Annotated in this window: 17 protein-coding genes; 3 read left to right on the plus strand and 14 right to left on the minus strand. The window is 62.1% G+C overall.

Translation table 11 applies throughout. The features are described 5' to 3' along the window. Window positions 1-5: 5 nt before the first annotated feature. From H6955_20395 to H6955_20420, 6 genes are all read right to left on the minus strand, one after another. Window positions 6-1,907 (minus strand): ATP-binding protein, encoded by a 1,902-nt coding sequence (locus H6955_20395; protein ID MCP5315929.1) that lies wholly within the window; start codon window positions 1,905-1,907, stop codon window positions 6-8. After that, the gene (locus H6955_20400; protein ID MCP5315930.1) at window positions 1,904-3,211 is read right to left on the minus strand and encodes a DUF4255 domain-containing protein; all 1,308 of its coding nucleotides are present in this window, start codon (window positions 3,209-3,211) and stop codon (window positions 1,904-1,906) included. The genes H6955_20395 and H6955_20400 overlap by 4 nt, the downstream gene beginning before the upstream one ends. Beyond that, window positions 3,208-3,537: a hypothetical protein gene (locus H6955_20405; GenBank protein MCP5315931.1), complete on the minus strand. Its 330-nt coding sequence runs from the start codon at window positions 3,535-3,537 to the stop codon at window positions 3,208-3,210. Before H6955_20405 ends, H6955_20400 begins: the two co-directional genes overlap by 4 nt. Window positions 3,538-4,037: 500 nt before the next feature. After that, window positions 4,038-4,745, minus strand: coding sequence for a hypothetical protein (locus H6955_20410; protein ID MCP5315932.1), 708 nt, complete (start codon window positions 4,743-4,745; stop codon window positions 4,038-4,040). A gap of 4 nt (window positions 4,746-4,749) precedes the next feature. Then, complete coding sequence (locus H6955_20415; GenBank protein ID MCP5315933.1) at window positions 4,750-5,274, minus strand: phage tail protein; 525 nt, start codon at window positions 5,272-5,274, stop codon at window positions 4,750-4,752. Between the two features lie 12 nt (window positions 5,275-5,286). Next, window positions 5,287-6,771 (minus strand): phage tail sheath family protein, encoded by a 1,485-nt coding sequence (locus H6955_20420; GenBank protein ID MCP5315934.1) that lies wholly within the window; start codon window positions 6,769-6,771, stop codon window positions 5,287-5,289. A gap of 1,296 nt (window positions 6,772-8,067) precedes the next feature. On the opposite strand from H6955_20420, the gene H6955_20425 reads away from it, so the two are divergent. Further along, window positions 8,068-8,337, plus strand: a complete 270-nt coding sequence (locus tag H6955_20425) for a hypothetical protein (protein ID MCP5315935.1) — start codon at window positions 8,068-8,070, stop codon at window positions 8,335-8,337. Between the two features lie 124 nt (window positions 8,338-8,461). Here H6955_20425 and H6955_20430 read toward each other — a convergent pair whose 3' ends face one another. Together H6955_20430 and H6955_20435 are read right to left on the minus strand one after the other, a co-directional pair. After that, window positions 8,462-9,157 carry a hypothetical protein gene (locus H6955_20430; protein MCP5315936.1) on the minus strand — a complete coding sequence of 232 codons (696 nt, stop codon included), beginning with the start codon at window positions 9,155-9,157 and terminating at the stop codon, window positions 8,462-8,464. A 947-nt stretch (window positions 9,158-10,104) separates the two neighbouring features. Then, window positions 10,105-10,497 carry a hypothetical protein gene (locus H6955_20435; GenBank protein MCP5315937.1) on the minus strand — a complete coding sequence of 131 codons (393 nt, stop codon included), beginning with the start codon at window positions 10,495-10,497 and terminating at the stop codon, window positions 10,105-10,107. Between the two features lie 1,102 nt (window positions 10,498-11,599). On the opposite strand from H6955_20435, the gene H6955_20440 reads away from it, so the two are divergent. Together H6955_20440 and H6955_20445 are read left to right on the plus strand one after the other, a co-directional pair. Beyond that, window positions 11,600-12,433 carry a phosphate/phosphite/phosphonate ABC transporter substrate-binding protein gene (locus H6955_20440; protein ID MCP5315938.1) on the plus strand — a complete coding sequence of 278 codons (834 nt, stop codon included), beginning with the start codon at window positions 11,600-11,602 and terminating at the stop codon, window positions 12,431-12,433. Between the two features lie 10 nt (window positions 12,434-12,443). Continuing rightward, window positions 12,444-14,642 carry a response regulator gene (locus H6955_20445; GenBank protein ID MCP5315939.1) on the plus strand — a complete coding sequence of 733 codons (2,199 nt, stop codon included), beginning with the start codon at window positions 12,444-12,446 and terminating at the stop codon, window positions 14,640-14,642. A gap of 75 nt (window positions 14,643-14,717) precedes the next feature. On the opposite strand, the gene H6955_20450 is transcribed toward H6955_20445, so the two are convergent. The 6 genes from H6955_20450 to H6955_20475 all read right to left on the minus strand — a co-directional run bounded on the left by H6955_20450 (window position 14,718) and on the right by H6955_20475 (window position 20,974). Beyond that, the gene (locus H6955_20450) at window positions 14,718-15,917 is read right to left on the minus strand and encodes an efflux RND transporter periplasmic adaptor subunit (GenBank protein MCP5315940.1); all 1,200 of its coding nucleotides are present in this window, start codon (window positions 15,915-15,917) and stop codon (window positions 14,718-14,720) included. 3 nt (window positions 15,918-15,920) lie between these two features. Then, complete coding sequence (locus H6955_20455; GenBank protein ID MCP5315941.1) at window positions 15,921-18,284, minus strand: FtsX-like permease family protein; 2,364 nt, start codon at window positions 18,282-18,284, stop codon at window positions 15,921-15,923. A 6-nt stretch (window positions 18,285-18,290) separates the two neighbouring features. Further along, window positions 18,291-19,049, minus strand: coding sequence for an ABC transporter ATP-binding protein (locus H6955_20460; GenBank protein MCP5315942.1), 759 nt, complete (start codon window positions 19,047-19,049; stop codon window positions 18,291-18,293). Between the two features lie 381 nt (window positions 19,050-19,430). Then, window positions 19,431-19,991, minus strand: a complete 561-nt coding sequence (locus H6955_20465) for a diheme cytochrome c (protein ID MCP5315943.1) — start codon at window positions 19,989-19,991, stop codon at window positions 19,431-19,433. A 21-nt stretch (window positions 19,992-20,012) separates the two neighbouring features. Next, entirely contained in the window at window positions 20,013-20,396 is a 384-nt protein-coding gene (locus tag H6955_20470) for a DUF1924 domain-containing protein (protein MCP5315944.1), read from the minus strand. Further along, window positions 20,396-20,974, minus strand: a complete 579-nt coding sequence (locus H6955_20475; GenBank protein MCP5315945.1) for a cytochrome b/b6 domain-containing protein — start codon at window positions 20,972-20,974, stop codon at window positions 20,396-20,398. The genes H6955_20470 and H6955_20475 overlap by 1 nt, the downstream gene beginning before the upstream one ends. Between the last annotated feature and the right edge of the window lie 232 nt (window positions 20,975-21,206).

The following is a 21,206-nucleotide window of genomic DNA, read 5'->3' on the forward strand; positions in this document are numbered from 1 at the left end:
GCCGCTCACACCCACCCCCTGGTCTCCGCATCGGTGAACGGCCGCTCGCGCTTGGCCGCTTCACCGCGCGCCGCACGCAACAACGCCGCCATGTTCACCGGCCCACCGGTTTCGGCCGCGATGAACGCCGCATTCAGTGCGATGTTGCGGATATTGCCGCCTGTCACATCGAGACGCGCGAGCTTCGCGTAGTCCAATCCGTGCGTGGGCACCGAGGACGGAAACACGCCACGCCAGATCGACTCGCGCTGTGCCTGGTCGGGAAACGGAAATGCCACGATGAAGCGTAGCCTGCGCTGGAATGCGGGGTCGAGTGCGGCCTTGTGATTGGTCGTCAGCACCGCCAGCCCGCGATAGGCCTCCATGCGCTGCAACAGGTAGCTCACCTCGATGTTCGCGTAGCGGTCGTGGCTGTCCTTTACTTCGCTGCGTTTACCGAACAGGGCGTCTGCCTCGTCGAACAACAGCACCACGCCGCTCTCCTCGGCCGCGTCGAACACGCGTCGCAGGTTCTTTTCCGTCTCACCGATGTACTTGCTGACCACGGCGGAAAGATCCACCCGGTACAGATCGAGTTGCAGTTCGTTGGCCAGCACCTCGGCCGCCATGGTCTTGCCAGTGCCGCTTTCACCGGTGAACAGCGCGCCGATGCCGAGACCGCGCGCGCCACGACGCGCGAATCCCCATTCCTCGTAGACCTTGAGCCGATGACGCAGATGCGCGGCGATCTGGTGCAGGATGTCCATCTGTGCAGCGGGGAGGACGAGATCGCTCCACCCTGCCGCGGGTTCGATCCGCTGCGCGAGTTCGTCGATCCGGGCGCTTCCGAGATCTCGGCATGCCTGCCACACCGTGTCCGGGTCGGTCGCGCCCACAGGGCCGAGATCGCGACCGATTGAATCGATGTGCCGTGCGCTCAGTCGGAACTGTGCCGCGACACCATCGAGTTGGCCGTTGATCCGTGCCGGGTCAGCTTCGAGTGCCTGTGCCCACAGCCGCTTCTGGTCGGAACTGGCCGGCTTGTTTACGCGGTAGCGCCCACCCCCGCGGTCCAGCGGCACAGCGTCCGGCGCGGAGATGAACACCAGACCTTCGACATGCTGGACGAAACGCTGCAAAGGCTCCGCGGGTTGGTTGCCCGCGATCAAAAGCGCCGCGTCGAGCAGGTGCATCTCGCGCTGCCACAACACCGCCAGGACATCGAGCTCGTGCAACGTCGCCGGTATATCGATCGCCGACAGCGCGAAAAGCCGCAGACCCAGGCGCGTCGCCACGGCCGCGGCAATGTCCTCCTGGCCCATGTGGTCATCGCCGTCGAGCTGGAGCACGGGCGGTGATGCGTGTTCGGATTCGAGCTCGGCGATGATGCGCTCGACCGTCGTCACGTGCGCCCCGGCCATCAGCGCAGGCTCGGACACGGGTCGCAGCAAAGGCTGCAGTCGTATATCCAGGTAGTTGACGCCAGCAAGGAAATGCAGCACACGCTCGTCGATGCGCAGACGTGCCGAGGTCAGCTGCGCGTCGTCGGCAAGTTCGATCAGGCGCCAGCGACGAAGCGGGCGGACGGGCGTGATTGCGCTCCAGTGCGGTTCGGCCAGCGCGCCCAGCGCAAGACCGAACGTGACGAACGTCGCCCCCGGGCGCCCCTGCGCTTCGGCGCACGCCTGTGCCAGCCGCGCATCCATCTCGACGCCCGCGCACAACAGCAGCAGTTCGCGTTCGAACGGGCTCAGACCGAACAAGTCTCCAAGACGCTCGAGCGCCGACCCGCCCGGTACCGGTGGCGTTTCGGAAACCTGCTGCACGTCCTCGGCGTGCCCGCCGAGCAGGCGCCGGACGCGGTCGAACCCGGCGACCAGGCTCGCCTGGTTGGCTGCGGTCCATGTCTCGTCGGCAGACGTGCTCATGAGATGTCGATCCGTTGGTCGAGAAACACCGGCGGTGTCGCCTCGCGGTCGATGAACGGACTGTCGATGCCGTCCACACGCAGGCGCGCGAGGTGATTGCCCACGGGCGCGTCCGCAACGACGAAATCGAGCGATGCAGTCGGTGCCGAGAAGGTCTGCGGCAGCACCTCTTGTTGTCCGAGAACGAGAGCGACCGACTGACCGGATCGCAGCTGCGGTGTGAAGGCCAGGGTGAAACTCGCGACATCGGCGCCGTCACGGTTCACGCTGAGCGGCAGCCCCGTGAGATCGGGTGCGAGCGTGAGCGCGAGACGGTTGCTCTCGCGAACCCCGGTCTCGCCGGGGCGCGTCACACGGACTGCCACGCGGTACAGGCCGACCGGGAAGTCACCAGCACGCGCCGACGGTATCGTGAACTGCACCCGGGTCGGCGACGCGCTCGACGGTGTGAGCGACTCGTCGACGTCAAACAACTCGTTGACGAGGTGTACCTCCGGCGAGGTGCCGTCGAGATGATGCCCATCGAGCGAAACACTCTCGCCCAGCCGCACCACATTCTGTGCCGCTGGCGGGACCACGGCATCCAGCGTCGGCAGTGCGGGCACAAGCCCGGCCTGTACGACGACACCGCGCTCACGGCCCGATACCGGATCGAGCGGACCGCGCGTAAGCACGGGCGTCGGAGCACGCACCGGTTGTTGCGATTCGATCAGCACCACGCTGACGAGATAGGCCGCCGTCGGGCGATAGCTGCTTTGCGCGGCAGTCCAGAGTTTGGACATCTCTTCGCTGTTGAGAAACTCCGGGGCAACCCGGATGTCCTCGATCTGATCGGCCAACCCGGCGTCGGCGAGCGCACGCAGGGCCGGCGGTAACGCCCCGCCGACATCCGGTGAGGGGTTGAGCGCCGTACGGATAGCCGCGCGTGAGAGAACCGGCGTATCGTGCAGCAGCTGCATCGCATAGCCCAACAGGATCTCGCCATGCAGATCGGCATTGCTGTACGCACTGAGCAGGTAGTGCAGATTCAGCGCAAGCGGCGGATTACTGAGCCGGTGACGCCCCGAGGCATCGCGAGAAGGCAGTCCCTCGTTGCGCCAGCCGGTATTCGGCGACACGTTGTGCAGAAACAGGTTCAGCTGCGTCGCCTCGGTGCCATCGGCGGGGACCACCTGGTCAGGCGGTCGCGCGCTCACGGTCACGGTACTGCCCAGCACGCCGCTCACGTTGTGATTGATCAGGCCGTCGTTGAGCAGATCGCGCAACACGGCCGTGACACCGGCAATCGCGAGTGCGCTGCTCATGTACGATCCCGCCGGCGTTGTTCAAGGTAGGTATCGAGCGACATAGGCTCACGTCCCTTGCGTGCAGCCGCGCGACGCGGTGCCGGCGCCTCCTGCACCGCAGTTACCTCGACCCGGCCGATGTGCACATGCACCTCGTTGGGCTGCGAGCGTTCGTCGTGTCGCGGGTCCGCCGCCGACTCGCGTCGTCGCAACGACGGTGGCGACGGCTGCGCACCGTGCGGCGTCACCGGCGGCAGCAGCGCGCCCGGTTCGGCATTCCGCGACGCGGTGGCGATCGTTTCGGCCGCCGGGCCGGACGACGGATGCGTGCTGTCGACAGGCATGCGACCCGATTCGCGTGACGCGGTCGTCGTGACCGACTCACCCACTGTCCGCGGTATCGGCGCGGCAACGTGCCTGTCTGGCTGCGGGCACTCACCTGGCGCGACCGCGCGACGGGTGGTTCCGGGCACGCGTGGCGTCGCACGGGAATCGCTATCGCCGTCGATGTCTCTCGCGTCTTTTCCGGCCACCTCATCCATCGTCGCAGACCGCTGCCGGCCGGGCGTCCGTGTGGCCTCAGGGACGCGATCCGCTGCTGGCCGCGGATGCGCCACCGCGGCGGCGATAGGCGATTCTCCGTGCTGTTCGCCCGGCGATGGCGCCGCGGGCCTGCCGCGCGCATCCGCCCGCACTGACACCGATGGAATCGATGGCGTGCCATGATCGACCGGCACTTCGGGATCCAGCGGGGGCGCATCCCGGAACGGCAACCGCACCGCGGCATGAATCCGCCCGCCCCTGTGGCCGACGACACGCTCCGCGAGATGCCGAAACATCCCGCTCACAGACTCACCCGATCCAGATAGGCACCGCGGCGCGTGTCGGACAGCGCGAGGATCTGCGCCTCGCTCCAGCCGTAGGCGCGTGCAAGACGGTCCACGTCGTCCAGCAGGCGTTCCGCGCGCGTCTCAATCTCCTCCCAAAGCAGTCCTGCGATATCGAACGGCGCCTGCCACGCATGACCACAGGCATCGCACTGCACGGCAAGCATGATGTCCGCCCCGGGATCAGCCGCTTCGAGCGCAGCCTCGACGCGCAACATGTCGGGGCGGGCCGGCTGCGAGGACGGCGGTGCGATCGCCATGGCCTCGCCACAGGCAAGGAACAGCCGCTGCGCCGCTGTCGCGGCGTCAGCGTCGTCGGCAATCGCGGCGAGGTCACGCAGCGTCGGCACGCGGAATCGCCAGCCGTCGACCTCGACCTCGCGTTCGCCACGCCAGTCGGTATCCGACAAAGCCGCGACGTCGAGTTCGAACTCCAGGCGTTCGCTACACGCGGGACAATCGAGGTAGGCGGCCAGGACGTGGCCGAACTCCGCACGTCGAAAGGCCAGCAGCGACGCATTCAGTCGTCCGACCGGCTGATCGGCCAACGCGTCGGTCGGCAGTTCGGGGGACGCGAGCGAAAACAACAGCAGTGCCCGATCGAGTGGATGACGCGTCCGCCCGCGCTCCCATACGGCAAGCCATTCTTCAGCCGACAATGCCATGCCATCAGGCCGGTTCTGTGAAGCTGGGCTCGGTCGGCTCGGTGACGTCATAGTCGCGTTCCCAGCCCTCGTTCTCCAGCTTGATGGTCTGGATCAGTACCGCGTTGGCATTGGCGTCGAGATCGGCCGCCGCCTGGTACTCCGAAACCCAGCATCGATAGACCTTGTAGGCGAGAGCGAGTTGCCCGGCCTCGTTGTAGATCTCGATGATGATGTCCTTGCGGAAATCCTGCAGTGACACCTCGGAACCGAGGCCGGAACCGAAATTCCATACCTTGTTCGCCCATTTCTCGAACTCGGTGTCATGGGTCACGCCGCGTTCGAGCGTGATTGCCTCATACTTGGTGCGCCCGGGCGACTTGCGCGACGTCGACGGATCGCCACCCTCGCGGTGCTCGACCATCTCGGTACTGCGCTTGAGTGCGCCGACCTTGCTCAGGCCCGCGACATAGCGACCATCCCATTTGACGCGAAACTTGAAGTTCTTGTACGGATCGAAGCGCTGTGCATTGACGCTGAACTGTGCCATGAGAAATCCCCCTTATGCCTCGACCTGGCCGGCCATCTGCTGGATCTTGATGACCACGAACTCGGCCGGTTTGAGCGGCGCGAACCCGACCAGGATGTTGACGATGCCGAGGTTGATGTCGTTCTGCGTAGTCGTCTCCGAATCGCACTTGACGAAATAGGCATCGCGCGGGCTGCTGCCCTGGAAGGCGCCCTGGCGGAACAGGTTCTGCATGAACGCGCCGACGTTGAGTCGGATCTGCGACCACAGCGGTTCGTCGTTGGGTTCGAACACGACCCATTGCGTACCGCGGAACAGACTTTCCTCGATGAACAGTGCCAGGCGGCGCACCGGGATATACTTCCATTCCGAACCACGATCATTGTCGCCGTGCAGCGTGCGCGCCCCCCACACCACGGTGCCATACACCGGCAGGGTGCGCAGGCAGTTGATCGCGCGCGGGTTCAACTGACCGTTCTCCGGGTCACTCATCTGCACCGCGAGGCCAACGGCCCCGTTCAGGCTCGCATCGCTCCCCGCTGGCGCCTTCCACACCCCGCGCCGGCTGTCGGTGCGTGCGTAGATGCCGGCAACATAGCCACACGGCGGAAATGCGCGCACCGCACCCTGCTGCAAGGGGTCCGGCGCCCGCACCCACGGAAAATAGAAGGCCGCATTGGTCGCGTCGGCACCCGTGATGTTGCTCAGGCTGCCCGTCACCGTCGCCACGGTCTCGGTTTCCGGGGCGTCGACGATCAGGAAGGCGCGCTTGTCGCGGCAGTGCCCCTGCAGGGTTGAGATGGTCGAGCCATCGGTAAGCCCCGGTACACACACGATGTTGAAGATATCGATTCGGTCGGTGATGCTGCCGAGCCCGAAGCGTGCCAGCAGCGCCGTGCGGAAAGTCGCGTCCGCAGGCCCGATCACAGTGCCGTCATCGCCACTGTTCGCGTCGTCGAGATCCACCGTCGCGTTGCCCGGCGTGGTCTCGCTGCCGAGCGTCACCGAGATGTAACTCGATCTGCCGTTAATGACCGCCGAGGCAACGCGGGGGTCGGCGGCCGCCATCGAAAGGTTCTCGAACGACTCGACGACGGCGTCGTTGCTCGGACGATGCAGCACATCTAGCCGGAACCGCGTCGCGTCGTCCGCACGCTGCGTCACCCGTACGGCGTAATCGTTGGCCCAGGCCCCCGGTGAATTGGCAGAGACCGCCAGGTCGCCAAGCGCGCAGCTCGCCGTGTCGGCATCGTCGGACGCAATCCGCAGCACGTAGGCATCGGCGCCGCCATTCTCATAGAAGTGCTTGAGGCTGTAACCGAGGAGTGACCGGGAATCGAGGCCACCGAAGTTGCGCTCGAAGTCGCCGAAGCTCGTCAGCCGTACCGCGCGATCGGTGGGGCCGCGCGACGCCCAACCGATAAACAGGGCGATCGAGGTAGCGACGCCAGTGATCGTCCTGACCCCGCTGGGAACCTCTTCGATATAGACACCTGGATAGGTCAATGCGGAAGGCATAAGCGGTTACTCCTCAACGGAATATTGCAAAAAGGACACGCATCAACGCCGCAGACGCGGCAGACCCGCGTCGACACGGCCGTGGCTGAACGGCGCGGTCGTATCCGCCCTGAAAACATGGCAGACGGAAGGCTGCCGAAGCGAAACCCGCGCCGCCAACGCGACGCATGACCCGGCCACGCAGATGCATACCCGTGGCGGTCAGGTGGCGAAGATTCCGTGCTGAACTCGATGAAATCGATGTCACTACTCCCCCGAATCGTGACGATCGTGCTCGAAACTAGAACAAAGCCCGCGACGGCGACTGCAATACCGGGTGAACGCGGATCACCGGATCCGGTTCGTAAACAGAGCATGAAGCGCTACGAGCAACGGCAGAAGCTCGTTGAAACCGATCTCGCTCATCCCAGCGTGGTTGGCCAGTGCGTCCCTTTGTCTCGATCGATAGGGCAAGGATAGACCCGGCCACATGGATTGCCAGCGATCGGTGTCACAGTTGCGAGGGCGATATCTGCCGTCGACGGTTTTGGCCATGCGTTCATTGAGGTTTGGCATGGCTGACAATGAACAGCGGACACTCAGCGGCGGGTAAAGGCTCTCGGCGACCACGGGCCGCGAGTTGCCGTTGCCTACGGACCAGATCGCCGAGCGTTTTCTCGTTCCGAACCGTGCTTGGCGACGCATTGCGGCGAGCAAAACAGCATCTGCAGGAACACGCCAACAACTACGAAATCAATGGCGCCGCCGGCCCATCGGCAGCACCGCCCCACGCCGTCCAGCCATCGCAAACCGCGGCACTCCTGAGTCCAATCGCGGTGCCGGCCTGCAGGTCCGCAGACGTGATGGCAGCAACCCGGGAAGACGTTATCCACAGCCACCGCGCTCGGCCCGAAAGCCTATCGAGGAGTCTTTCGGCCGCCTGCCGTCCCCATTGGACACCTCGACGGGCTGCTCGAAACCCGCGACTTCCACCGCCGCACCGCTGAACCCGAAGATGCCTGGGACGGATCGAGCCGCTGCCGGTCGGCACCAGGACGGGAAAAGGCATCGACCTGGCCCGGAACGCCGCCCAATGCAGATTGACGGGTTCAAGCGGACGCGAGGGGGCAATCCCGACCTGCAACGCGATTCCGCAGGACCAAGCTCACCCGGCCAACCGGACCGGAACACACAGACTCGGGTTCGCCAGGACCGTGCCCGTCCTCAAACGCCCTGCCGGTCTCCCTCTACTGGTGGCGATTGTCGCCGCGCGCCTGGGCGATGCCATGCCCCTGCGGGTCACCCAGCCGATGCCCTATGTGGCGGCGCGGGTCAGCAGACAGGCCGGCCAGTCCGTCGTCGACTCCGGCGCCGACGTGCGCGCCACCACGCCAGCGGGCTTCGCCGACCCGGCCCAGGGAGCGCGACCAGTGGCTGCACTGCACGCGCCGCGCCCTGGCCGACAGCGAACTCGACCAGACACAGCGCGACCGCCTGCTGCAGGCGTTCGCGGCGACCGCAGATCACATGCGCAACAAGGCCGAGCACGAGGCGGATGGGCGGTTGCGGTTGTTTCCGGGCGGCTGACCGAAGTTGCTTCCAATCACCTTCGGCCCCGTTCAAGGCGCGGCGGACCGGTAGCACGCCGTAGCGCCGCGAATGAGCCAACGGCAGGACAGCAGGGCCTCTCGCGCAGGCGCCCGCCGGTTGGTCAGTCACCGCGGTGCCGGCGCGTCGCCGCCATACCGGCGATACCCGCCAGTAGCAGACCGAGGCTGCCCGGCAGCGGGACCGGAACCGCGAGGCGATCGATCAGCACGTTGTCGATCGCCCAGGGCTCGTCGAAGAAACCGGTGTCGCCGAGTGTCTGGCCGGGTTGACTGGTCTGGCCGATGACGCTCAGCGTGAAGGCGCCGCCGCCATGCGTCACGGCAAAGGCCGGGCGGTAGCGCTCGTTGGACACCGCCTCGCCGATCCGGTCCGGGCCGGGATAGACGAACGACAGCACATCGCTGCCGGTCAGCGTCAGGTTGAAGGGGTCGTCCTCGTCGAACACCGTGACACCGTTGATCTCAACCGCGAAGCCGTCGGGAAAACAGCAACCGCTGTCGACCTCGTCCCATGAATTGATGGCGAAGAAGTCGAACGCCACCGCATAGGTTCCCGCGGCCAGCGACTGCGACCAGGTGATGGTCTGGTTGTCGTTGAACAGGCCGAACACGTGCTCACCGGCAAGATCCGCGGTGACACCGGGGTTCGTACCGATGACACTCCAGCCGGTGAGGTTGCTGGTCTCGAAATCGTTCTGATAGACCACCACCGCGTTTGCAACGCCGCAGGACAGGAACAATGCGCAGGCCATCAGCAGCGTGCGAGAGGTCTGCGGAGCGATAGGAGTGCGTGACATTATTCTGTTCTCCACTCAGTGCGACCCCGGCGTCAATTGCCGGTCTGTCTCATTCGCAGCAATTTCCGCACCATCCGCTGGCCGGAGCCGTGCCGACGTGGATCCACGGGCAACGGGTGCGGCCCGCTGTAAAGGCCGCTGACGTGACACGGCAGTGATCGCCTGACCCAGGTCAAAGCATACTGCGAACGAACTTCCGTTGGTGCCACGACCACCCCGCTGCGGCCCACCCCGGGCCGCCCAAATGCTCACGAAAACAAGCGATTGCTGCAGCGGAACCGGGACAGTGCGCGGCCTACCGAGGAACCGTGGCGAGTTGTAAATCAATCTGACATGGTGCGACGGCCAACGACGGTCGGCGTGTCAATGTACGAACTCATGCCACGCAACCCCGTAAAGGTGCCCGGAAAAGCAGTCCAGAAGACTGCCTTTCATCAGGTGGAGCCGTCGGCTTCTACGAGTTACTGGGTGCAAATTCGAGGGGGACTGAACGCGCTCGATCGCCGGCATCGACACGGGTGATTGCGTCGGTCTGCTTCCCATGTGCACTTCGCGCGCCTTTCGCAACTGCTGCGTCCGCCGAGGTCACATGAGGGACCGTCTTAGCGGCGACGCGTCCCAGGACTTCGACGAACGGTCAACGCGTTCGGCCAGTTCCTCGAGATCATCGTTGCACCCCGAAAGCAGCGTGATCTGAATCCGCCGCACGGACATCGCAATAACCGAATCAATGTGGGTGTTTCTGCCCCTTGCCCGGGTATGTGCTCAAGTGTCCGCTGGCAAACAAGGTGAAGGGGCCGTCCGCGCGTTCACTTGACCCCCTCGTTTCTAAATCTCGAAAAGGACGGCGACGACTTGAAACGTCACATTGGTCGTACTCCAGGTCGGCGAGACAGCGAATGCATCGGGCGTGCGGAAAGTGGGTTTGGTGGGCGCGACAGTGCCAGCTACTCGTCGCAAACGTGCTTGCCGGTTTTGTCGCTTGATTCAAATTCGGACATGCCCGGCATCGGCGGCATCATGCCCTGCATCATCTCCCCGCATTTACGCATCTTTCCAATCTCCGGGTCACTGTTGACTTCCCGCGCAAAAGCCATCCCCTTTTCCATAGCCGCATCACGCTCACCATTGGCGCAGAGGGATTTGATCTCTGACTCAACCTGCCGCGCACGTTTTCCGAAGGCATCCAGCTTCGCCATGTCCACTCCCTGCATACAGGTCTGCGCAGACTGCATGTTTTGCATCATCTTCTGCATGTCAGCCTCGCTCATGCCTGGATGGCCCTGGGCGAAAGCGCTGCCAGAGAGTCCAAGTGCGATGATGAGTGTCGCTTTTTTCATGTTGTCCACCTGTTTTGTTGAAGCCATGGGTAGTAAGTGCAACTAGTATTCGTTCACTGGAACTGACACTAACACGCCTATCGGGACGCGCAGAATAGTGCGACCGACCGTTCCTATCCCTCTCGGTAGTTGTCACCGGTCCAGGGTGGTCACCGCCGGGCGCGAACACGCCGTCACAAGCTCGCCAGAATTGATCTTGGACACACGCAGCACGCCCGTCGAGGGCGCGCCACGAATGGCGCTCATCCGAACGGTTCAAATGGACGAACGTTTGTGCCCTCGTCGCGAAAGATTCGACGCTGCCGTTGCAAAATGTTGCGTCATTGCGAAAGGTGCCTCGCCCGTATCCAAAAAGGCCACCTGATGATTGTTAAGGTGACCCCTCCCAGAAAAGCTGAGCCGACGATACTGCAAACACTCTTGTTACGATTTAGTCCACACCTGTGGGCGAGACACGTTCGGTTAGTAAAATCCGGCCACCGAGGTAGCGCTGTGCCCAGGGCGCACCTGTGGATACCCGGCGCGCTGTGAAGTACGGTGAATCGCCAGCCAGGCTATGCTCTAGGATACGCCTCAGGGCCGCATCCCTGAATCCGTGAAAAGCCGCTCCTCGCGCACACACGATGCGACGTCTAGCCGGCTTCACCGGTGACTTTCCCGCGGTGGACTTTGACAAGGCCGCACGGCACAAGGATGTCAAAGCCCCTGACAACCTGGTTCTGGAATGGATGTGGTGGTCGCACTGAAGCTGCAACGCAGTGGCAACGGCCTGCTTACCTGAATAGTCTTGGCGGCAGCGATCGCTGCGCGCGATGCCAGACGCCTGGTGCAACCGGTATCAAACTCCCCTGGATTCGTGCCAGGCCACTCAATCCAACCCCAATTATCGCGGGCGCAAGCCTGCCCGACTTGTCGGTCGGGCAGCTGGCGTCGCTTTCCGCAGGGCGCTGGCCACGACGACGAGCCGCCGCGGTGAATTTTGCCCGTTGACGGCCGACAACGATACGTAAGCATCGATTGGCCATTGAATCATGCCGTTGATCCCCGGACATGTGACTGTTCGTTCCTATTCACGGGTCCGGCGTACTGAGCATAAGGGTGGATGATGATCCGTAGCCTGCTTATCACATTATCACTAGCGCTCCTCGCAAGCGGGGCGCGCGCCGACCAGGTGGCGGATGAATTCACCGTTGGCGTGGTACCGCAGTTCGAGACACGGCGGCTCCACCGCGTGTGGCGGCCAATACTGGACCACATCGAACGCCAGACCGGTTATCGGCTGAAGCTGGTGGGATCGCCTACCATTCCCGCGTTTGAGTCGGAGTTTCTCGTCGGCGAATTCGATTTTGCCTACATGAACCCCTACCACGTGATGCTGGCTTCTGAGGCCCAAGATTATCGGCCGCTGGTTCGCGATGTGGGCAAGTCCCTCCACGGCGTCCTGGTGGTGCGAAAGGGCGGCAACATCCATTCGGTGGAAGATCTGGACGGCAAGATAATGGCGTTTCCAGCACCCAATGCGCTCGGAGCCTCGCTGCAGATGCGCCAGGAGCTCGTGGATCGCTTCGGGCTCAATTTCCGCGCCCGCTACGTCAAGACCCATGACTCCGTTTACCTCAACGTACTGCTCGGCGAGGCCGATGCGGGCGGTGGCGTGCAGAAAACCCTGGCGAGCCAGAAACCGGCAATCCGCAACAACCTCGAGGTAATCCATACCACGACGCCCGTCGCGCCACACCCGTTCACCGTGCATCCGCGCATTCCCTCGGAAAAGGCGGAAAAAGTCCAGCGAGCCCTGCTGCAACTGGGCGACACCGCCGAGGGGCAGGCATTGCTCTCCAAGGTACCTATCAGCAAGATCGGCGTCGCCAGCATGGCAGACTATATGCCGTTACGTGAGTTGAAGCTCGAGCGTTTTTACGTGAAAGACAACTGACACATCACGCATGAGTATCCGCCTCAAACTGCTTTCGGCCGCACTGATTGCCTTTGTCGCCTATCTACTGGTGATGTTTCTGTTGTGGATGCCGTGGGAGCTGAAGCACGCGCGCGAGGATTTTGTCGATCACCAGACGATGATTCTGGCAGCCATGGACTCCGACACCATTCGACACCTGCTCGCCCGCGACTATGCAGCCCTGTATTCGTCGCTCGATGAGCAGATGCTGCAGCAAGAGCAACGGTGGCTGGAGTTGAAGCTCCAACTGGCAAATGGCCGCCGCATTTATCCCCTGTTTCCAGAGCAGCGAGAGCAGCCATCCCCATCATCGACGGTTCTGACAATTGATCATTCGGTCATACTCGGAGACCGCGAGATGGCCCGTATATTGTTGCGGGCCGACTGGAAACTGGTCCGCCAGAATACCTTCGAAGCGATCTACCTACTCGTTGCGTTTCTTGCGACCGCGCTGGTGATCGTCATGATCGTGGCGCTGGCGCTCGCCGAGCGGTTCGTGCGTCAACCACTCAACAGACTTACCGAAGGGGCACATCAGATCGCCGAGGGCAACTACGACGTCGACCTCCCTGTGCCCGGAAAAGACGAGATAGGCGACCTGGCGACCAGCTTCCAGCTCATGCGGGACAGACTGCTGCAGAGCCACCAGGCCTTGGTCGAGACTGCCCGCAAGGCTGAGCAGGCCGAGCACTACCAGCGATCGTTGCTTGAGAACATCGGCGAGGGGCTTATCTCTGTCGGCGAAGACGGCAGGGTGCTCAATGCCAATCCCGCAGCCGCCGGAATTTTTGGGTACCGACAAGATTCCATGTCCGGTCTACCAGCGACCGACCTGATACCCGGCAAACTCTCGGAACCGACTGCAATCCCCGTCAAGTTGCAGGGGGTGCGTTCCGATGGATCGGTTTTCCCACTCGAAATCGTACTCTCACGCATGACCGTTGACGGCAGGCGGATCTGCAACCTGATCCTGCGTGATATTACGTTGCGTGATCAGGCCGAGAGTGCACTGCACGCGGCGAAAGAAGCCGCGGAATCAACTGCCCGGGCCAAGTCCGAATTTCTCGCCAACATGAGCCACGAGATCCGCACACCGCTGAATGCGATACTGGGTTTGGCAAGGATCGGGTTGCGTGAAAGCCTCGCGGCCGAACAGCAGAAAAACTTCGATCATATCCTCAACTCTGGCAAACACCTGTTGGGGGTCGTCAACGACATCCTCGACTTTTCCAAGATGGAGGCCGGAAAGTTCACCATCGATTCGCATCCATTCCCCCTCGCCGACTCGATTGAGGAGGTCGCAGACGCCTTGGCAGACCGGGCCGGCGACAAGGGCCTGACGCTGCAACTCCAGATCGACAACAGTCTACCCGAGTGGCTCGAGGGTGACCCCTTGAGATTGCAACAAATACTGTTGAACCTTTTATCGAACGCGATCAAGTTCACCGAACATGGCGGGGTGTCCTTGCACGTACAACGCGAAGGGGACGATGTTCACTTCATCGTTCAGGACAGCGGAATCGGCATGAACGAGGCGCAAATCGCTCGCCTTTTCAATCCCTTCGAACAAGCGGACAGTTCGACGACCCGTCGATTTGGCGGTACCGGTCTGGGCCTGGCGATCAGCAAGAATCTGGCCAAGCTGATGCATGGCAGGATAAGCGTCAACAGCCAGGTTGGCGTTGGTAGCCGGTTCACTCTGATCCTCCCGCTTCGGGCCACCGAGCCACCCGCCTCTTCGGAGCAAATGGCACTCGCTACCGATGAGCACATGCAGCTGAGCGGCATCCGGATCCTGGCCGCCGAGGACCTGGAGATCAATCGGATCATTCTCGAAGATCTACTGGAGCACGAAGGTGCTCACGTGGTATTCGCCGAGGGTGGTCAGCAGGCCCTGAACAGACTCGAGGAACACGGTCCGTCTGGCTTCGACTTGGTACTGATGGACGTGCAGATGCCGGTGATGGATGGCCATGAGGCCACCCGCCGGATACGGAAGATGGCGCCGGCCCTACCTGTGATCGGGCTCACCGCGCACGCACTGCAGGAGGAACGTGACAGGTGCCTGGCCTCGGGGATGGTTGACCACGTCACCAAACCCATCGATCCGGATGTCCTGACCGCGGCAATTCTAGCCCACGTGGCGAGCACGCCCAGTTTGCCAAACAGCGCCCCAGAGGTCCGTTGACCGCTACGGCTGACAAGGTACGTGTTGCGGAACGAAGGACCATGTGGCCCTACGGCATCTGAGGTTACGCGAAGACTACCTTTCCGTAATTCGCACGCCGTCGGCAACCTCATCGCTCGGATGATCGACTATCTTGTCCCCTTCCTTCACCCCTTCCAGGATCTGTGCAACCAGACCGTTCCGCCTCCCCATTGTCACCACCTGCTGGCGCGCCCTCCCGTTCTCGACCGCGAACAACGCCCAACCGTCCTTCAGTCGGTACAGACTGCTGGCCGGCACCTGCAACACATCGTCGTCTTCCCAGATTACGAATCGTGCTTCCACCCGGTAGCCGTCGCCCAGGCGCTGCCAGGCTTCCTTGGAGGAAACGAAATCGGCGATCACGTTGACCCGCTGTTCCTCGACACCCAGCGCGCTGATCTTGGTGTAGCCGACAGGTTCGATGGTGCGCACCCGGCCTTCCAACAACCCTTCTCCGCCCCAGCGATCGAAATGGACTTTCATGCCCGGTTGGACCTTGACCGCATCGGCCGACAACAGGTCCACCACCACTTCCAGCAACGAGGGGTCACCGACCACCAATAGTTCCTGCCCGGTGGTCACCGGGCCTTCGCACTCATGCGGCATTTGCAGGATCTTGCCGGTAACTGGGGACTTCACCGGCACGCGGATCGCCGCTTCGCCCGTCACCGTACCGGCGGAATAGCTGAGCGCAGTCTCAGCCGCCTGCAGGTCATACTTGGCGACTTCTATCGCGTGTTTGGCACTTCGTGCGGTGGCCTCGGCAGTGAGCAGATCCATCCGCGCCTTGTCGAAAGCGCCGCTCGAGATCACTCCCTGCTTTGCCAACGGTTCTAGGCGCCCGATCTCGCTGCGTTGAAAACTGGCGCTCGCCTCGGCGGCAGCGGCCTGCTGTCGTGCCAGTTCCAGTGCCGATTTGGCCGCCGCCACGCGCGCTTCGGCTTCGGCCCGGCTTCGCGGGTCCAACACGCGCGACTCCAGCGGCGAAATGTTCAACAGTGTCTGGCCTGCCTGCACCGTGTCACCAACGTCCAGGTGCACGCGACAGGCCACGCCATCCACAGGGGCAGAAATGACAAAGCGGTCGATCACCCTCGTCCGACCCTCCTCTTCGATAGTTACCGCCATGGATGCGCGTCGTGCCTCGACCAGTTCCACAGGCACCGGCTGGGGCCAAAACCCCCATACCAGCAGGCCCATCACCAGCGCACCGATGGCAAGGATACCGGGGTGCTTATTCAGCGGGAGAGGCATGGATCACTCCTTCGTCTTCAATACCGCCACCATATCGAGGTGTGCCAGATTACGCCGGATCATCCAGCCGGAAATAACTGCCGAAACGATCACCACCAGCGCAGCGAGGGCATACACACGCAAGCCCAGGACCAGCGGCACACGATAGAGATCCGTGTCGAACTGTGACGCCAGGTAGGCACATAGTCCATAACCGATAAGCAATCCAATGGGGATCGCCACCAGGGTTAGCAACGCCAGTTCACCCAGCAAAATGTACGCTATCTCGTTGCGCTCGAAACCGAGCACGCGGAGGCTTGCCAGTTCGCGATTGCGCTCCGACAGGCCGATGCGCATGCTGTTGTACACCACGCCGAAGGAAATGGTGGCGCCGAGAATGGTGGTGATAAAGGTGAAAAAGACAATGGTCTCCGCGAGCGTATCGTAAAAAGCCCGGATCGCCGCCTCGTGCTCCACCACTCCGGCGATACGCGGCATGTCTTTCAATTCGGCATACACCTCACGCCGGTAACGATCGTCGACCGTCAGCAATGCACCGGTGAGCGCATAGCCCTCCTTCAACAGCCGGTTCAACGCCGCGCGCTGCATGTAGGCATTCACACCCAGGTATTGCTTCGCGGTGCCGACCACCGGTACCTGTACGGTGGGACGGCTTCCTTCCAGCACTTCGACGGTCAACAGATCGCCGGGTTGGATATGCAGGATTTCGGCGAGGTAGTCGGTCAGCACTACACCTTCGCCAGGCACATGGATCGGTTTCAGCTCGGTGTCCAGGAGACGCGTCAGATGGCCATCGGGCTCGATGCCGTGGACCGCGGTGCGATAACTATAGTGTTGGAACCGGAGCCTGGCTGGAACGGTGCGGAAACCTTCCACCTGTTCCACGCCCTGCAGACCGCGCAGGGAATACAGCGATCGTTGAGAGGTGGGATCGGTGTAGATAACGATAAGATCTTCGCGCTGGCTCAATCCGTATTGGACCTCCACCATATAATCCATGGCGCCTTCCTGAAAGCCGCTCACCATGACGATGCCGCAGGCCATGGCGATTCCGAGCGTAGTCAACAACGACTTGAAGGGGCGGCGTTCGATGTGACGCAGGATCATGCGAGTTGGTTGAGAAAACCAGCGCTGCAGCCCCAGCCGCTCCACCAGGGTGGCGTGATAAACGGCCGGTGCTTCCGGACGCATTGCCTGTGCCGGCGGCAGCTTCGCTGCTTTGCGCACCGCATGCATAGCGCCCAGAAGAGCAACCACGATACTGATGAATGCCGCCGCGACCACTACCTGCGGTTTGAGGACATAGATCATGTAAGGGAGACTGTACAGGCGCATGTAGATGTCGCTCATACCTTTTCCAAGATAGGTACCCACGACGCTGCCAATGACAATGCCAATGGCCACAATCATCAGTACCAACTTCGCATAGTGCAATCCCACGGCCCAGTTGCTGTATCCGAACGCCTTCAGCGCGGCAACCTGTTCACGCTCCAGACTAATGAGCCTGCTCAGCGCAACGTTCAACAGGAAGGCAGCCACGCCAAAGAAGATCACTGGAAATACCGTGGCAATGGTTTGCTGCTGCTTGAGTTCCTCCGACAGGAAGCGATTGGAAAGCTGGTCCTTGCGTGCGAAGGCACCGATACCACCATAGGGCTTCAACAGGTTGTCGAGTCGGTCCAACAAGGTCTCGACATGCGTACCCGGCGTGATCGTCATGCTGACATCATTGAACGCACCGTCCATGTCGTAGGCGGTAGCGAGCGGGCTTCGCGCCATCCAGAACACACCATAGCGCTTGTGATCGGGAAACATCGCACCCGGGGCTATCTGATAGATGTATTCCGGCGACAAGGCAATGCCGACGATGGTCAGGGACTTGCGCCGTCCATTGATCGTGGCGCGCAGCTTGTCGCCCGGTTGCAGACGATGGGCTTTGGCAAACTCTTCGACCACCAGCACTTCGTCATCGCGTCCCGGTTCAATCAACCGCCCTTCGCGAAGATAGATCTGGTTCAACAACCCGCGGCTGTCATCCGGTAGCGAGATCAGATGGCCGCTGACCGGATCTGCGAAACCGGCCACGTCGAGATTCACGTAGGCCACTACCCGGGACTCAACCTTGTCGACACCGGGAAGTTCCGCGATGCGCGTCACCAACGACAACGGGGCGCGCTTGAGTGACGCAAACACCTCGGCAAAGTGATGCTCGCTGTAATAGGTCCGACGGGTTTCGAACAAAGACTCCAGCGTACTCAGGGACATGATGAAAATGCTGACACCGCTGACGATCACCATGGCAATCGCCAGTGCCTGCAGCCGCATGCCCCACAGTTCACGCCAGAGTTTCTTGTCGATCGCCCGCATACCCCGTTACCAACTCAGCTCGCGTGGCGGGATCTTGGCCTTGTTTTCATACACTTCGGTGATGCGCCCATCGGCCAGATGGATCACCCGATCCGCCATCTCCGCAATGCTGGCGTTATGCGTGATCACCACGGTGGTGGTTCCCATTTCCTGGTTGACCCGTTGCAGCGCCTCGAGCACCACGATGCCGGTCTTGGAGTCCAGTGCGCCGGTGGGTTCGTCGCACAACAACACGTCGGGATTCTTGGCGATGGCACGAGCGATGGCGACACGCTGCTGTTCGCCGCCCGAAAGCTGCGCCGGAAAATGGTTGACACGTTCGCTCAGTCCGACCAGCGCCAGCGCCTCTTCCGGTTTCATCGGTTTCTTGGCGATCTCGGTCACAACGGCGACATTCTCGAGCGCGGTGAGACTGGGGATCAGGTTGTAGAACTGGAATACGAAGCCGACATGATGGCGCCGGTATCCCGTCAGTTCGCGTTCCGTGGTCTGCACAAGGTTGTGATCCAGGTAGAAAACCGTGCCACTCGTGGCCGAATCCAACCCTCCAAGGATATTCAGCAGGGTGGACTTGCCGCTGCCCGAGGGGCCGAGCAACACCACCAGTTCGCCCTCGTACAGATCCAGGTCGATGCCACGCAGGCCGTGCACCTGCACCTCGCCCATCTGGTAGACCTTGGTCAGTCCCTCAGCGTGAAATACAACCCGCCTGCCAGCTGGAGATGCCGGCGACGGATCGGACACATTGTCGTGATTGCGGGTCATATCTGCGGATTCGTCCGGCGGCCGACTGCCATTGTGCGTCATACCACCGATAGCTCATACAAAGAGGTCTGGCAGTCCTTGCTCGACGTTGGAGCTGCAATCACCAATATTCCACATTTGCCACTTGGCTGCACTGCAGAACATTTTGCGTGACGAGGCAGACGCCGTCAGACGCTGACTCAGCGATTCCCTGCCCTGCACCGTCAGGCGAGTCTTTGACGTGGGGCACGTATACCCTGTTCACTTCGATCGAGAAAGGCGCTACCCGGGCATTGAGCCAGCCTGTCGCGGAACAGGCGAGCCCGGCCTGGTGCCGGGCTTTTTTCTCGCTCGTCGACAGTGGCACACCGGACGAGCCATCAAAGAACGTGGCGACGGGGATCAGTCATCGTCCCAGCGACCGACTCCTGAGATGTGCACCTGGTGTTCATCATAGATGCCCTTTGCCGCCGTCGTATGACAACTTTCGCAACGCGAGAAGCTGCCCACACCCGGATTGCCGGCCACCAACCGGGCAGGAACCTCGTGGTGCTTGCGCCGGAAATAGGCACTGTCAGTGATGCGCAGACTTCCACTGCCCTGCATAGAGCGACCGATACCGGCGAAACGCGAATAACTGGCGCGGTCGGCGGCGTTGACCGTCAGATACTCGCCGATTGCCTGCTGTTCGGCGGTGCCCAACTCGGCGTTCTCACCGAAGTGATCGTTCAGGCTCCGCATGATCTCCTGCCAGGTCACTGCCGGCAGCAGTCCCGGCTGGTAGGCGAAATGGCAGCTACCACATTCGCCTCGATACAGCTCGTTGTCGACCGGTGCCACGTCCTGCCGCACCCCGGCCGTACCGCCCCAGCGCCACTCGCCCTCGTCGCCTATCACCAGTCCCGCGCCGGCGGCGAAAAGCCCACCAAGCATGCCGACCAACAATGCCTTCTTCAATGTCATACCGATCTCCTGGTATCCCATCTATAAATTGCCCAGGTACTGCAGCAGGTCACCTTTCTCCTGGGCGTTGCATTCACGACCCCAGGTCCACTTGCAGTTGCGCTGGAACCATTTCTCGACCTTCGCAGCGTCCGTGTACCGCGACGCATTGGCGGACAACGCCATCGGGCTGATCTGCTTTCGCGTGGTCTTGTGCTCACCGACTTGGTACAGGTCTTGGCCATGGCACGTCGCGCAGGTACGTCCCTCCGCACCTTGCATCCGCCACAACGCCAAACCACGTACCTCACTGAATGCGGTGGCACCTTCGCTGCGATAGCGGTCTTGCAGATCGTCGATTACGCCAGCGCCTGCGCTCACGCTCGCCGCGATCATCAGGACCGCGCCAAATATCCCGGTTTTCATCAATTGACCTCCTTCGATTTCCAACCTGTCAACATCGCGCGCACCAGATTCTCGCGGTGCTGGAGACTTGCAAACAGGACGCCGGCCAAGTGCAACAGCACCAACATCACGGTGAGGTTCGCAAGAAGCTCATGCATCTCCTTGAGCACGCCACCGGCCGAATCCGGCAGCCTGTCGGCCAAACCTGCCAAGGGCCCGAGGAACTCCGTGTGGCCGTACAGCGCCATGCCGCTCAGCGCCGTGGCGGTTAGGCTCAGGAGCAGTGCTATCACCATCGCGCCAGCTGCCGGGTTGTGTCCGATGTGGCGACGGGCACGGCTCCTGATCATCTCTTTGACGTAGTGGACGACTGCAGCAGGAGGGTGGACGAAATCGTAGAACCTGGCGTGCTGCGTACCGATGAATCCCCAGACCAGACGAAAGGCGACAAGGCCGGCCACTGTGTATCCCGCGACCACATGGACCCGCAGCCAGTTGTCGCCGCTGAAGTAGGCAGCGGAAAAACCCGCAACCAGGCTCCAGTGAAATATCCTGACCAGCGGATCCCAGACCTGAACCTGTTCATTGCCAGCGACCATTTGCACTTCCCCCCACAACCCGATGGTCGGCAGCCTAGCCACGGGACCTGAATCAAAGCTGAATCCGCTTCGATAGCGATTCCAGTGGCAATGACTGGCATGACCGTTTTGAACGCAGCCCACTTCGGGCATCGGTGCCCCGCACTCGCGTACCGGAAGGAAACACTCCCGGAAAATCCGCCGAAATCCCACCCAATCTGCGGGTGGGTTTCACCGTGGGATGCGTCGAATC

Source organism: Chromatiaceae bacterium (assembly GCA_024235395.1).
In the GTDB taxonomy this organism is placed as follows: Bacteria; Pseudomonadota; Gammaproteobacteria; order Chromatiales; family Chromatiaceae; genus Thiosocius.

Excerpts from the sequence above, each read along its gene's own strand:
- H6955_20395 (MCP5315929.1), bottom strand. The coding sequence starts at position 1,907 with ATGAGCACGTCTGCCGACGAGACATGGACCGCAGCCAACCAGGCGAGC.
- H6955_20400 (MCP5315930.1), bottom strand. The coding sequence starts at position 3,211 with ATGAGCAGCGCACTCGCGATTGCCGGTGTCACGGCCGTGTTGCGCGAT.
- H6955_20405 (MCP5315931.1), bottom strand. The coding sequence starts at position 3,537 with ATGCCTGTCGACAGCACGCATCCGTCGTCCGGCCCGGCGGCCGAAACG.
- H6955_20410 (MCP5315932.1), bottom strand. The coding sequence starts at position 4,745 with ATGGCATTGTCGGCTGAAGAATGGCTTGCCGTATGGGAGCGCGGGCGG.
- H6955_20415 (MCP5315933.1), bottom strand. The coding sequence starts at position 5,274 with ATGGCACAGTTCAGCGTCAATGCACAGCGCTTCGATCCGTACAAGAAC.
- H6955_20420 (MCP5315934.1), bottom strand. The coding sequence starts at position 6,771 with ATGCCTTCCGCATTGACCTATCCAGGTGTCTATATCGAAGAGGTTCCC.
- H6955_20425 (MCP5315935.1), top strand. The coding sequence starts at position 8,068 with ATGTGGCGGCGCGGGTCAGCAGACAGGCCGGCCAGTCCGTCGTCGACT.
- H6955_20430 (MCP5315936.1), bottom strand. The coding sequence starts at position 9,157 with ATGTCACGCACTCCTATCGCTCCGCAGACCTCTCGCACGCTGCTGATG.
- H6955_20435 (MCP5315937.1), bottom strand. The coding sequence starts at position 10,497 with ATGAAAAAAGCGACACTCATCATCGCACTTGGACTCTCTGGCAGCGCT.
- H6955_20440 (MCP5315938.1), top strand. The coding sequence starts at position 11,600 with ATGATGATCCGTAGCCTGCTTATCACATTATCACTAGCGCTCCTCGCA.
- H6955_20445 (MCP5315939.1), top strand. The coding sequence starts at position 12,444 with ATGAGTATCCGCCTCAAACTGCTTTCGGCCGCACTGATTGCCTTTGTC.
- H6955_20450 (MCP5315940.1), bottom strand. The coding sequence starts at position 15,917 with ATGCCTCTCCCGCTGAATAAGCACCCCGGTATCCTTGCCATCGGTGCG.
- H6955_20455 (MCP5315941.1), bottom strand. The coding sequence starts at position 18,284 with ATGCGGGCGATCGACAAGAAACTCTGGCGTGAACTGTGGGGCATGCGG.
- H6955_20460 (MCP5315942.1), bottom strand. The coding sequence starts at position 19,049 with ATGACCCGCAATCACGACAATGTGTCCGATCCGTCGCCGGCATCTCCA.
- H6955_20465 (MCP5315943.1), bottom strand. The coding sequence starts at position 19,991 with ATGACATTGAAGAAGGCATTGTTGGTCGGCATGCTTGGTGGGCTTTTC.
- H6955_20470 (MCP5315944.1), bottom strand. The coding sequence starts at position 20,396 with ATGAAAACCGGGATATTTGGCGCGGTCCTGATGATCGCGGCGAGCGTG.
- H6955_20475 (MCP5315945.1), bottom strand. The coding sequence starts at position 20,974 with ATGGTCGCTGGCAATGAACAGGTTCAGGTCTGGGATCCGCTGGTCAGG.